At 62.1% G+C, this 13,508-nt stretch carries 9 protein-coding genes and 1 tRNA gene; 5 read left to right on the forward strand and 5 right to left on the reverse strand.

Translation table 11 applies throughout. The features are described 5' to 3' along the window. The first annotated feature begins 51 nt into the window (after window positions 1-51). Window positions 52-1,179 (forward strand): hypothetical protein, encoded by a 1,128-nt coding sequence (locus Q0K62_RS03810; RefSeq protein ID WP_297316656.1) that lies wholly within the window; start codon window positions 52-54, stop codon window positions 1,177-1,179. Window positions 1,180-1,311: 132 nt separating this feature from the next. Here Q0K62_RS03810 and Q0K62_RS03815 read toward each other — a convergent pair. Together Q0K62_RS03815 and Q0K62_RS03820 are read right to left on the reverse strand one after the other, a co-directional pair. Continuing rightward, window positions 1,312-1,384 (reverse strand) — tRNA-Ala (locus Q0K62_RS03815). A 190-nt stretch (window positions 1,385-1,574) separates the two neighbouring features. Beyond that, window positions 1,575-2,282: a VTT domain-containing protein gene (locus tag Q0K62_RS03820; RefSeq protein WP_297316657.1), complete on the reverse strand. Its 708-nt coding sequence runs from the start codon at window positions 2,280-2,282 to the stop codon at window positions 1,575-1,577. Window positions 2,283-2,587: 305 nt separating this feature from the next. Between Q0K62_RS03820 and Q0K62_RS03825 the strand changes: the two genes are divergently transcribed. Next, a complete protein-coding gene (locus tag Q0K62_RS03825) occupies window positions 2,588-4,027 on the forward strand; it encodes a family 1 glycosylhydrolase (protein WP_297316658.1) in 1,440 nt (479 codons plus the stop codon). A 94-nt stretch (window positions 4,028-4,121) separates the two neighbouring features. Here the strand turns inward: Q0K62_RS03825 and Q0K62_RS03830 are convergent, their stop codons facing one another. Beyond that, a complete protein-coding gene (locus tag Q0K62_RS03830) occupies window positions 4,122-5,684 on the reverse strand; it encodes a phospholipid carrier-dependent glycosyltransferase (RefSeq protein WP_297316666.1) in 1,563 nt (520 codons plus the stop codon). Window positions 5,685-5,881: 197 nt separating this feature from the next. On the opposite strand from Q0K62_RS03830, the gene rsmI reads away from it, so the two are divergent. Further along, window positions 5,882-6,856, forward strand: coding sequence for a 16S rRNA (cytidine(1402)-2'-O)-methyltransferase (rsmI, locus tag Q0K62_RS03835; RefSeq protein ID WP_297316659.1), 975 nt, complete (start codon window positions 5,882-5,884; stop codon window positions 6,854-6,856). A 171-nt stretch (window positions 6,857-7,027) separates the two neighbouring features. On the opposite strand, the gene Q0K62_RS03840 is transcribed toward rsmI, so the two are convergent. Next, window positions 7,028-7,297 carry a hypothetical protein gene (locus Q0K62_RS03840; RefSeq protein ID WP_297316660.1) on the reverse strand — a complete coding sequence of 90 codons (270 nt, stop codon included), beginning with the start codon at window positions 7,295-7,297 and terminating at the stop codon, window positions 7,028-7,030. Window positions 7,298-7,455: 158 nt separating this feature from the next. Then, window positions 7,456-7,968, reverse strand: a complete 513-nt coding sequence (locus tag Q0K62_RS03845; RefSeq protein WP_297316661.1) for a hypothetical protein — start codon at window positions 7,966-7,968, stop codon at window positions 7,456-7,458. Window positions 7,969-8,373: 405 nt separating this feature from the next. Here Q0K62_RS03845 and metG point away from each other — a divergent pair, with 405 nt between their 5' ends. Continuing rightward, window positions 8,374-10,278, forward strand: coding sequence for a methionine--tRNA ligase (gene metG / locus Q0K62_RS03850; protein WP_297316662.1), 1,905 nt, complete (start codon window positions 8,374-8,376; stop codon window positions 10,276-10,278). A gap of 300 nt (window positions 10,279-10,578) precedes the next feature. Next, the coding region (locus Q0K62_RS03855; RefSeq protein ID WP_297316663.1) for an HAD-IA family hydrolase at window positions 10,579-13,508 on the forward strand (2,930 nt) is incomplete at its 3' end.

Consider the following 13,508-nt stretch of genomic DNA (forward strand, 5'->3'; position numbering starts at 1 on the left):
TCATTGATGGTATATACCGGCTGAAGTGTGCCCCGGGAAGAGAGAATGATTATGAGCGACGATGCGCAGAATACAGGTACTCCCGGGTTCAATGGTCCGGGTCCGGACAACCGGGACTCTGAGAATGACCGGCTCTCGGGTGCGGGACAGTCGGGATACAGGCGGCAGGCAGATCCCACCCCGGACAATCCGATGCCGGGCACGCCTTATGAGCCGCCGGCTGCGGTGCCGGAGCAGCCTGCTCAGACCTATGGTCGGCCGGACTGCGGTCAGTCGGTTTATGGTCGGCCGGACTATGGAGCAACCCCGACTCCGGGCCGGCAGCAGACGCAGTATTACAACAGCCCGCAGGCACAGCCTTCTGGGTCCATGCCGGGTCAACCGACCCCGGGAATGCCTCGGGCCCAACCGATTCCGGGTGCCCCCATGCCGCAGGGCCAGCCCTTCGCCCCCCAATATCAGCCCCAGGGTTATCAGCAGCCGTTTTATGGGCAGGGCTCCACGGATGAGTCCTACAGTGGCCTGTCGATCGCGGCCATCATTACCGCCGTTCTTTTATGGCCGGTTGGCCTGATCCTGTCAATCGTCAGTCTTTTCACCTTGCGCAAGGACGGGCGGGAAAAAGGCAGGGGCTTGTCGATCGCCGCCTTGATCGTCTCCATCGTCATCGGGATCGTTTCGATTCTGCTGGTGGTGGAAGGGGTGCACTTCGTTGATCGTCTTGTCTCGGATGCACAGAGTCAGGCACAATCGCAGTATTCTGCGCCTACGGATGAAGGCGATGGTTCCGCCGATACACAATCGGGGACATCCAAGCATTACAAGAGCATTCAGGACTGGCTCGACCACTCTCCGCGTGGCAGGCAAGCCACGAAAGAGCTAAGGAAACAGAAGGAACAGGGCAACGAGGATGGATACGCTGTCGAGCTGAAGGACGGTGGCGACCAGAAGCTGGTTATGGATATAACCTATGAAGATTCATCCAGTGATGAATCAGACAGCTCTGGTGTAGATATGACGGATGCGATCATGGACGCATTCGAGCCGACCATGAAAGCCCTGGCGCTCTCGCTTCAACAGGAGGGGTTCGATCACCCGACCGTTGAGCTGCTCTTGCACAGTCCCGACAACTCATTCCAGCGTAGCGCCACCTATGACACGGATGGCAAGATTTCCTAACAGGAAAGCCCAAGCTGCCGACGCGAAGAGGTGAAAGACGTCTGCGGGCCGCATTGAGGATCTGCAGGCGTCATTTGTACCAGGCGCATTCAGGGAAACAGACAAGCACAGGTTAGATGGTCGATGGACCTGTGGAGCTGAGGGTAGTCGAAACCCCGACCTCTTCGATGCGAACGAAGCGCTCTACCAACTGAGCTACAGCCCCAGGCGTTGCCCGACCATAGCCGAACAACAGATGATACTTTAGCGCGGGGCCCTCCCAAACGCAATTCAATACGGGGAGGGGCGGCGGATAAGGAGGGTTCCCGTCTGCATGTCTGCGGTTCTTCCTTGTGAAGGGGCCCATGCCGGCGCGTGAGTAGCCTCCCTATAATTACAGCGCGGGAAGTCGGGTGTCACTCCATCCGGTTTACCGCCTCCTCTGTCTCTTCCTTTTCGTCGGCCTCGGTCTCCTTGCCCTTCCTGCCGAACCTGGCCCTGATGAGGCCGATGACGGTGGGCAGGACGGAGATGACCAGAATGAGGATGACGACCAGCTCGAAGTGCTCCTGAACGGCCGGAATACCACCGAAGAAGAAGCCCAGGAGGGTGAAGACGGTGGACCAGACCAGGCCGCCCAGAACGCTGAAGGGCGTGAAACGCCGCCACTTCATACCCGAAATGCCGGAGATGAAGGGCATGAAGGTCCTGATGAAAGGAAGGAAACGGCCCAGGACGACGGCCAACGGACCCCACTTGTCGATCAGGTTCTCGGTTCTGGCGATCCGCTCAGGTGTCAGTGACCTGACCCTACCGGAACGGACGATGGCCCGCCCGAAGAAGTGCCCGATGAAATAGTTGCTCTGGTCGCCGACGATGGGGGCCAGCCATACGATGGGCAGGAGGACATCCAGCTTGAGACCGCTGGAGGGGTCGTGGGCGAAGACACCGGCCGCAAAGAGAAGGGAGTCCCCGGGCAGGAAAGGCATGAAGACCACGCCGGTCTCGACGAAGATAATCAGGAAGATGAACGCGTAGGTAGGCCCCAGGCCCATGGCGATCCATCCGGCGATGGCGCTGCGAGGGTCCTTGAGCAGGTTCAAGAGCCAGTTGATGACACCCATGTGTGAGGCCGTCCCGTCCGTTGAAGTTCGAGTAATGCAAAACCGACTCACACTCTAACAAGGCGGACCCGTGTTCGTCAGTCATGGCGGACATTCCTTGCGGGGATAACACAACCGACCGGCTGCCCGGATGCGAGGAATCGGGAAATCAATGCCAAACGGTATGCCTTGTGGAAAGTCGGACTTCGGTATCGGATAAGGTGGGGAAGGCAATATCGATTTCATGGTAGAAACCGTGTGAGGTTTCCGGCTCCATGTACAGGGACGCAGGAAACGGAGCGGACATCCGCAAGGGAAAGGTAAGTATGAGCGATACGCATAGATTTGAATTGCCGGCGGACTTTACCTGGGGAACGGCCACCGCCTCATTCCAGGTGGAGGGGGCCGCCAGGGAGGACGGCCGCGAGGATTCCATCTGGGATACCTTCTGCCGCGAGCCGGGGAGGATCCTGGATGGGTCCAACGGGGACCAGGCCTGTGACGAGTACCATCGCTACCCCGAAGACATCTCCCTGATGAAGGAGATGGGGGTGGGGGCCTACCGTCTCTCGGTGGCCTGGCCGCGCATCTTCCCCAGCGCCCAGGGCAGGTTGAACCAGGCCGGACTGGACCACTACCGGAGAGTTCTGGACATGCTGCGCGACCAGGGCATCAAGCCGGTGGTGACCCTCTACCACTGGGATCTGCCCCAGTACCTCCAGGATGCAGGCGGCTGGCCCAACCGGGATACGGCCAAGCGCTATGCCGAGTATGCCGGTGTCCTGGCCCGAGCCTTCGGTGATTCGGTGGATACCTGGACCACACTCAACGAGCCATGGTGCACGGCCTATCTGGGGTACGGCAACGGTGCCCATGCGCCGGGAATACGGGATTACGACCAGGCCCTGGCAACTGTTCACCACCTGAACCTGGCCCACGGTCTGGGTGCCCAGGCCATCCGGGCGGAGCTGGGTGACAAGGCTCGGGTTTCGGTCACCCTGAACCTGCAGGTGAACCGGGCCGAGTCGGGAAGCGAAGAGGACCTGGCGGCCAAGACCCGGGCGGACCTCTTCGCCAATGAGGTCTGGCTTGGCCCCATGCTTGCCGGGACCTATGACCAGCGCATCAGGGAGGCGGCCCAGGGAATCACCGACTGGCGGTTCGTGCGGGAGGGAGACCTGGAAACCATCCATCAGCCTCTGGATGTGCTCGGTATCAACTATTACTCAACCAACCATGTACAGGCAAGACGGATCGGTGAGGGTTCAACCCAGGCCGGTGTCGGCCCCCAGGGCAGTCTGCCCGACCAGGAGGCCAACGCCATGCCTGCCCAGGAGTCGGTGGAGACACTGCCTCCCCGGGGTGAGCTGACTGCCATGGGATGGAACCAGGAACCCCGGGGGTTGACCGACCTCCTGCTTGAGGTTTCCCATCGTTTCCCCGACCTGGACCTGATGGTGACCGAAAATGGTTCGGCCTGGGAGGATGAGGTCAGCCCGGATCCTTCCCAGCCCGGTGGGAAGATTGTGCACGATCCCAAGCGGGTGACCTACTTGGAGCAGCATGTCAGGGCCGTGGCCAAGGCCATCCAGGATGGCGCCAGGGTCACCGGCTACTTCGCATGGTCCCTCCTCGACAACTTCGAGTGGGCCCTGGGCTACACCAAGCGGTTTGGACTGATCCGTGTGGACTACCCGACACAGGAGCGGATCTGGAAGGATTCCGGCCGCAGATATGCGCGGATCGTCAAGGATAATGCCATCTGAGTAGGAGACTTCCGTATAGGCCCGGTGCATCTCTCCGTTCCCGGATAGGTCCGGGACCGGGAGAAGTACCGGGGCTTCGGTTTTCCGGGTCCGCCTATATCCAGCTGGGGAGCCACATGTGGATGCGCCAGAACCAGTAGGGGACCGGCATGGCCGTCCAGAGAGGGTAGAAGAAGAGTGAGGTCATCCCCAGGATGATCATCGTCGTGCACATCATCTGCCGGTAGACCAGCTGGCCGGTGTCGTGACGGACACGGTCGGCCATGTAACAGATTCCCAGAATCATCCAGGGCAGGATGACGATGGAGTAGAAGGTGAAGGTGGTCCGGTTCAGGTATTGGATCCAGGGGAGCCACCCGCCCAGGAGGCCGGCCAGCACAGCCCAGAGGCGCCAGTCGCCTCTGTGGGCGCGTAGGCAGAGACCGATGGCTATGAGAATACAGGCCGAACCCAGCCACCAGATCAGGGGGTTGCCCAGGGAGGTGACGGCAGCGACACAGGGTGAGTCGGGGCTGATGGAGCACAGACCGGGATGGTCGGTGAATCTCTGCCAGTAGAAGCTGGTCGGGCGCACCTGCAGGGGCCAGGTCAGGGGGTTGGCCATGTAGGGGTGCGAGGCATCCAGGGTGGTGTGGAACTGCCACATCTCGCGGTGATACTCGACCAGGGAACGCAACCCCTCAGGCAGCCAGGTCAGGCCCTGACCGGGGTGGCCGCCCGCCCACCCGTGCATGTAGGAGTCGCTGTGCCTGAACCATCCGATCCAGGAGGCCAGGTAGGTGCCTGCCCAGAGGGGGATCATGACCAGGGCGGCGGGAATCCCGTCCTTGAGGATGCCCGCCTTCAGCCATGATCCGTACCCGACCTTGTGGCGCTCCCAGGCATCCCAAAGGACAGAGATCAGGGCGAAGACCGCGAAGAGATAGGCCCCGGACCATTTGGTGCCCGTGGCCAGCCCCAGGAGGACGGCGGCACCGGTTCTCCACCAGGACCAGGCGATGAAGGGGCCGGTCGTCTCGGTGGCCAGGATCCAGCCATCGTCCTTTCCCTGCGCGGGCCAGGGGAGGGGAGTGCGGATCCGGTAGTGGAGCCTTTCAATCCTCCAGTCCGTCTTCCAGGCGGCCCGAAGGCGGGCCCGGGCCCAGTCACGGTGTCCGAGGAGACAGAGGAAGGCGGCCAGGGCGAAGACCATGATGAAGTTGTCCAAAAGACCGGTGCGGCTCATGACGATGCCCAGGCCGTCTATGGACATAAGGAACCCTGCCATCATGGCGATGGGCAGATTGCGGAAGAGTCTGAGGGCCACCCGGCAGAGGAGGAGGATGGCGATGGTCCCCGCAATGGCGGTGGCGACCCGCCAGGCGAAGGGGTTGTCGGCCCCGCCGAAGAGCTTCAATCCCAAGGCGATGCACCACTTGCCTATGGGTGGGTGGACCACATATTCGGCCTGGTCCAGCCACTGGTTCACGTCACCTTGGGCGAAGGCCTGGTCGATGGGAATCTTGTTGGGGGGCAGGACCTTGGGCCAGATCCTGGGTTCGCCCGTCTTCAGCATGGTCCAGGCGTCCTTGACGTAGTAGGTCTCGTCGAAGACGACGGCGTGGGGGGAGCCGAGCCTGATGAAGCGTAGGAGCCCGCCCAGGAGGGCCATGAGCATGCATCCCAGCCATTCCGTCTGGCGCCTGGTCAGGCTGTGCAGGTACCGGAATCCGTGCAGCTGCTGGAGCCGACCGCCGGATACGGGTGGATGACCCGTGCGACGGGCGGCACGCCGACCATGCCTGGCGGAGTGATGCTGCGAAGAATTGCTGAGGATGGATGCCATCACCACCAAGATTAGGACATACTGAAAGCATGATGAGGAATGACGATCAAACCCTTTCCCGGACCGACAAATCCCCAGAGGGACCTGGCGGAGATCCGGAGGGCGGGCCGTCCTATGTTTCACGTGGAACACTGTTCCTGGCTGCCACTCCCATAGGCAATACCGGGGATGCTTCCGCCCGGTTGACCTCCCTCCTGGAGTCGGCCGACCTGGTGGCCGCGGAGGATACGCGCAGGCTTTACGACCTGGCCAACAGGCTGGGTGTGCGGGTATCGGGGCGGGTGGTGGCATACCACGACCACAACGAGGACCACATGGCCGATCCGATCCTGGACCAGGTACGGGATGGGGCCTGTGCCCTGGTGGTATCCGATGCGGGCATGCCCACCATCAACGACCCGGGCATGGCCATCGTCCGGCGGGCCATCGAGCGGGGGGTCCCGGTCACCTGTGCCCCGGGGCCCAGTGCTGTTCTGGATGCCCTGGCCCTGTCCGGACTGCCCACGGACCGGTTCTGCTACGAGGGTTTCCTGCCCAGGCGGCATGGCGAACGCATCCGCCATCTGCGCTCGCTCAGGAATGAGCCACGGACCATGGTCTTCTACGAGACCACCCACAGGATCGACCAGGCCATGCAGGATCTGGATGAGGCCTTCGGGGCGGACCGCCTCATGGCCCTTTGTCGGGAACTGACCAAGGATCACGAGCAGATTCGACGGGGGACCATTGCCCAGATCATCGAATCCATGGCCCAGGACCCACCCCGGGGCGAGATGGTCCTGGTGGTGGCAGGTGCCGGCTCCGACCAGGTCCAGGCCGGAACTTCGGAAGTCCTTACAGACCATGCCCTGGCCGTCATGGCCAGGCAGCGGGCCGAGGAGGAGGGCGTCAGGATCAAGGACGCCATCGCCCGGGTGGTCGCCGAACACCCCCTGCCGGATGGGTCCCTGCCCAACCGCAAGAAGGTATATGCGGCCACCCTGGAAGACCGCCGGGAGGACTGAGGTCTGCCGGCGGTTCGGGGATGGGAACGGTATTCGCTCTTCTGCCGGTATTCTTTTCCTCCGGGTTTTCGGCAGTCTTAAACTACGGGACGGCTGTGATTGAAGGGCATTGGCTTTGGTCTCTGGCCCGGGTGAGTGGTCTGGGGAGTGGCTCGAAGTGCTCGCGGAATCTCATGAATCCTCCAAGAGAATCTCCAAGGACCGTTTCACACCGGGGCCGCCCAGCTGGGAGACGGTTTCCAGGAGGGCCGGGGAGGCAGCCGGATTGGCGGCCAACCAACGGCGCAGTTCCGGGTGTTCCCTGGCTATGAGCCAGAGGATGTCCGTCGGGGTCTCTGGGTCGGTGGCCATGGCGGGGGTCGGGACCAGGGGCGGTTCAGGTGGCCCGGATTCATGGCTTTGACTGGACAGGGCATATGGGGTGCTTATGACCGCCGACATTCTCGTGGCCTTGTTTCGTCGGTTTGCGCGTCGGCTTTTGTACCTGCGCCCCTTGATTGCTGGTCCCAGGGGCCCTGGGGATTCCACTTTGCTGCCGCACCGGAACGCTGAGAGCAGGCCGGGATTGGAGACGGACCCTTGCTTGTGGCGGCGGGGCATCAGAAGAAGGCCTTGAGCCCGGTGATGGTCTTGATGCCTGTGGCGTGTCCCGGCCAGCGGGGGTTGGCGGCAAGGAGATCCAGACAGTCGGAACAACTGACCTGGTAGCGGTCCATGAGTTCGTGGATTCGCTCCTGTCGGGCTTCGCCCCTGCTCAGGGCCTGCTGCTCCTCACAGGCCAGGTCGCAGGCGGTCCACAGGGGGGAGGTGACCCAGAGCCTGCCCAGTCGCATCAGGTATTGGGGATTGAGCTTGCGGTTGTGGGGGCGGAGGGGACGTCCAAGAACGGGTGCGCGGAAGTGGGAGTTGGAGATGACATCGAGGGTCTCCGGGAATGTGCCGTTGAGCCAGATCCAGAGGGCCAGGGATCCGCAGGCTGCCGCCCCGAAGGGAAGCAGGGGAAGGATGATCGAGGCGCGTCCGAAGATGCCTTCGGCGTCGTCATTCCGGTAGCAGGTTGCAGGGTCCAGGACTGTGACGATACCGAGCCGAACCAGTAGGTTCAGGCTCAACCGGCCTGGGAGATCACCAACTTGTATCAGACCCGGTGAAGAGGGGAGATCTTCGGCTGCCGACAGCGATTCATGGTGCCGGGGTGCGACGGTTCCCGGGCGGTCTTCCGTCTTGCCGCCCGGCCTGGCGGGGGGTCTGACCAATGTGCGGGAGGCATGGCCCATCCTGACTGGCGACAAGGTCCGGTCTCCCCCGAAGACATGTTCTCGAGTCATGGTCCCGACACTAGGAGGGGCCACTAGGACTGGGACGCAGGCTGTTTGGAGTGGGGCAGTTGTGGATAAGTTCGATGGCAAAAGCATTCAATGTGTACAAAACGGGCCTGGGAAGGGGGCATGTGGACGAAGGGCGGAATTCCATGGAAGGCCGCCCGGTTGTAGGCCGAAAACGATACCCTTGCAACTATGAGTCATATTCTTGTTTCCGTTGCCTGGCCCTATGCAAACGGGCCCCGTCACATCGGTCACGTGGCCGGATTCGGCGTACCTTCCGATGTATATGCCCGCTACGAGCGCATGAAGGGCAATGATGTCCTCATGGTCTCGGGCACCGACGAGCATGGCACCCCCATTCTGGTGGAGGCCGATGCCGAGGGTGTGGGTCCCCAGGAGATTGCCGACCGCTACAACCGGGTCATCGCCAAGGACCTCTGCGACCTGGGCTTGAGTTACGACCTCTTCACCCGCACCACCACCGGCAACCACGAGCATGTGGTCCAGGAGCTCTTCAGGCAGTGCCTGGAGAACGGCTATATATACGAGGGAACCCAGAAGGTGGCCATCTCCCCATCCACCGGCCGCACCCTGCCCGACCGCTACATTGAGGGCACCTGCCCCATCTGCGGAGCCGATGGCGCCCGGGGTGACCAGTGCGACAACTGCGGCAACGAGCTGGACCCGGACGAGCTGATCAATCCGGTCTCCAAGATCAACGGGGAGACCCCCCGTTTCGAGGAGAGCAAACACTTCTTCCTGGACCTCCCGGCCCTGGCCGGGGCCAACCTGGCCTGGCTGAAGACCCGGGAGGGTTGGAGGAGCAACGTCCTCAACTTCTCCCTGGGTCTCTTCAAGGAGGTCAAGCCCAGGGCCATCACGCGTGACATCGACTGGGGCATCCCGGTTCCGGTGGATGGATGGATCGACAATCCCAACAAGAAGCTCTACGTCTGGTTCGACGCGGTGATCGGTTACCTGTCGGCATCCATCGAGTGGGCCCGCCGTCAGGGCGATCCCGAGGCCTGGCGCAAGTGGTGGAACGATCCCGAGGCCCCTGGCTACTACTTCATGGGCAAGGACAACATCACCTTCCACTCCCAGATCTGGCCCTCGGAGCTCCTGGCTTACAACGGCAAGGGGTCCAAGGGCGGCAAGGCCGGCGAGTACGGCGAGCTCAACCTGCCCGAGCAGGTGGTGGCCAGTGAGTTCATGACCATGGAGGGCAAGAAGTTCAGTTCCTCCCGGGGCATCGTCATCTATGTCAAGGACATCCTGGCCCGCTACCCGGTGGACGCGGTCCGCTACTATATTTCGGTGGCCGGCCCCGAGACCTCGGACTCCGACTTCACCTGGTCCGAGTTCGTGCGCCACAACAATGAGGAACTGGCGGCATCCTGGGGGAACTTGGTCAACCGCGTGGCCAACCTCCTCAACAAGGACTTCGGCTGCATCCCCGAGATTCAGGATTCCTGGCTGACCGAAAGGGACCGTGCCCTTCTGGACGAGAGCCTGAAGGCTTTCGACATCGTGGGCGGGCTGATCGAGCGTCACCGTCAGAAGGCGGCACTGGGCGAGGCCATGGGCCTGGTGGGTGACATCAACAAGTACATTTCGGCCCAGGAGCCCTGGAAGATCAAGGATGATCCGGATCGTCTGGCCACCGTGCTCCACACGGCCGCCCAGGCAGTGTGTGATGCCAATACCATGTTGGCCCCCTTCCTGCCCCATGCCTCCCAGAAGGTCTATGAGGCCATGGGTGGTACAGGCACCTTCTCCCCCCTGCCCCACCTGGAAGAGGTGGAGGACCTGGACAAACCCGGCTTCACCTACCCGATCATCACCGGCACCTACAAGTTGGGTGAGAACGTCCACTCCTGGGCTCGTGAGTCCATCAAGGACGGCACACCCATCGCCAAGCCTTCGCCGATTTTCGCCAGGATCCCCAATGAGGCCGTCCAGGAGGAGTTGCATCGATTCCAGACCCAGCTTGACGAGCGCAAGGCCAAGGAGCGGGAGCGCTTTGAGGCGGAGCAGGCCAAGCTCAAGGAGCGGTCCGGGAACCGAGAAACATGGAGGGACGAACCCCGGGTCTGATTCACAGACAATTCTAAGGTTATGGGGTACTTTCCTTAAGGTGGGCCTGCTTATATAAGAAGCATCGGTTGAAGTACTGACCGACGGGGTTGTTACAAACCTCACAATTGAACCCCTTCTTCTTCCCCTTCTCTTCTCTCCTGGCGACCTTTCCCGGTCGCCAGGTTCTTTTTTGCGGGGTATGACTCCGAGCCATCACGATCGATTACATGCCGGTGACTTGTTCGTCTTGTGCAGAACGGCCCCAACAGTGCCTGCAGTGCGCGTCTTCGTCACACACGGGCAATAGGATGAAGTCTTATGGAAATCAGTCGATTCGCCTGCGTCCTTTTCGATCTGGATGGGGTGCTCGTACCCACCACCAAGCTGCACAAGGCGGCTTGGAAGCAGCTCTTTGATAAGGTCCTGCCCAAGGGTTCCGAGCCCTATACCGAGCAGGACTACTACACCTATGTGGATGGCAAGCCCCGTTATGACGGAGTCGATGCCCTCCTGAGGAGTCGGGGCATCGAGCTGGACTGGGGGAGCCCGACCGATGGACCGGATGCCAAGACGGTCTGCGGGTATGGCAATCGAAAAAACTCCACCTTCGAGCGTCTGCTCAACGAAAAGGGCATCAACCCCTACCCCGATACGGTGGACGTGCTGCGTCACCTGACCACCAATGGGAAGCGCCTGGCCGTGGTCTCCAGTTCGAAGAACACGGCCGCGGTCCTGGAGGCCGCCGGCATCGCAGGGTTCTTCGAGACGGTGGTGGACGGGAACACCAAGAGCGAGCAGGGTCTCAAGGGCAAGCCCGCCCCCGACACCTATGCATATGCAGCCAAACTGCTGGGTTTGCGCAACCAGGATGCCATCGTGGTGGAGGATGCCCTCTCCGGGGTGGAGGCTGGCCACGCCGGTCGGTTCGGTCTGGTAGTCGGCGTGGACCGGGGGGCAGGTCGGCAGAACCTGCTGGACTCGGGTGCCGATACCGTCATCGACAATCTGATCGAGCTGATCGAGGACGACGGGGGAGAGCGCCGGCTCGGGGAGAATCCCGACCTGGACCCGGACCGGTACCCCATCGATGAATGGGCCTTCACCGAGGTGGGTCGCCCCAACACGGTCAGCGCCACCAACTTTTCGGTGACCAACGGCAACATCGGTGTCCGTGGCCAAGGCGACGGCACCCGCTGCCTGGGAAGTGGAACCTTCCTGAGCGGCTTCCACGACACCTTCGACATCACCCACCCGGAGGGGGGCTACGGGTATGCCAAGGTGGGCCAGCTGATTCAGGGTGTCCCGGACGCTTCGGACTTCACCTTCAAGGTGGAAGGAATCCCCCTGAGGCATCCCCAGGAGAACCGGCAGAGCCTGGATTTCCGCTCCGGCATCTGCACCACCACCTACCGATACCAGCTGGATGACGGAACCCGTCTCACAATCAGCCTGGAACGGATGGCCTGTCTCTTCGACAGGAGTCTGACCGTCACCATGGTCCAGGTGGATTCCCCGGACCGCGACATGACCGTGGTGGTGGATGGCGCCGTCAACGCCGATATGCCTCATCGTTCGGTGACCGATGACCCCCGCAAGTCCCAGATCATCGACGGGTGTGGTATCCACGAGGTCCTCGACAACGAGGTCTACCCGGCGGCCGGCGGCGACTGCCGGGTCTACCGGTGCAACAATTCGCGGTTGAGTGTGGCCCTTGGAATCAGACAGACCAAGAACGGTCAGCCGGTCGACGGCCAGTCCTGGCGTCTGGACATCAAGCGCGGCGGTTCCGCCCGCCTGGTCCGCTATGCCGTCTACCAAAGCCATCCCATCCTGCCCCAGGGCACCACCGGCAACGGCCTGGTCGTCCAGACCCAGAGGGAGGGCACCCGCAACCTGGTCGAGGATTGCCGCGACATCCTTGATGAGTTCAGTGCCCAGGACCTCCAGGATCTGAAGGACCGCCAGCGCGAATGGCTGGACAGGTTCTGGGAGCGCGAGGACATCCGCGTGGAGGCCAAGGATCAGGGCCGCACCCAGCAACTGGTGCACTGGGAGCTCTTCCAGCTGGCCCAGTCCACGGCACAGATCACCAACGGGGTCGGCGCCAAGGGGTTGAGTGGGTCCGGTTACAGCGGCCATTACTTCTGGGATACCGAAATCTACATTCTCCCCTTCCTGACCTATTCGGACCCCAAGCGGGCCAGGTCGGTGCTCCACTATCGTTACCTGATGCTGCCGGCGGCCCGTCGCAGGGCCGCAGCCCTGAACCTGGGCGGGGGCCTCTTCCCCTGGCGGACCATGAACGGGGAGGAGGCCTCGGCCTACTTCCCGACGGGTACTGCCCAGTATCATATCGATGCCGACGTGGCCTACGCGGTGGCCCAGTATGTGCAGGTCAGCAATGACCAGGACTTCCTGGAGACCGAGGGAATCGACATTCTCGTCGAGACCGCCCGCCTCTGGATGAGCCTGGGACGGTACAAGGCCGACGGCCGCTTCCATATTCACTGTGTGACCGGGCCTGACGAGTACACCGTTCTGGTGGATGACAACCTCTACACCAACGAGATGGCCAGATTCAACCTTCTGGCCGCTTACCGGGCCTATGAGTACCTGCGCAAGAACCGTGTGGATCTGATCGGCTCCATCCGCACGCGTCTGCACTTCGAAGATGACGAGGCCCAGGAGTGGATCCGGGCCGCCGAAGCCATGTTCGTCCCCTACGACAACAACGAGGGGGTGCACGCCCAGGACGCCCAGTTCATGGAGCGCCCCATCTGGCACTTCGACCGGTTCACGGCCCGTCCCCTCCTGCTCTACTATCACCCGTTGGTGATCTACCGGCATAAGGTCCTCAAGCAGACCGACGTGGTCATGGCGCTCTACCTGCTCAGCTCCTGGTTCACGCCCGAGCAGAAACTGGCCGACTTCGACTATTATGATCCGCTGACCACCGGGGATTCCACCCTTTCCGCGGCCTCCCAATCCATTGTGGCCGCCGAGGTGGGTCGGGATGACCTGGCCATGAAGTACTTCCGGCAGTCCCTTTTCACCGACGTTTCCGACATGCATGCCAACACCGCGGATGGAATCCATCTGGCGGCCTGCGGCGGGGTGTGGTCCGCGCTGGTCTGTGGTTTCGGTGGTCTGCGCGACACCGGCGGTACAAGACTGAGCATCGATCCCCACCTGCCCAAGGAGTGGGATTCCCTGTCTTACCAGCTGACCGTGGGTGAGACCCGGTTCAG

Origin of the sequence: uncultured Bifidobacterium sp., assembly GCF_945269915.1 — a bacterium.
Taxonomy (GTDB): domain Bacteria; phylum Actinomycetota; class Actinomycetes; order Actinomycetales; family Bifidobacteriaceae; genus Bombiscardovia; species Bombiscardovia indica.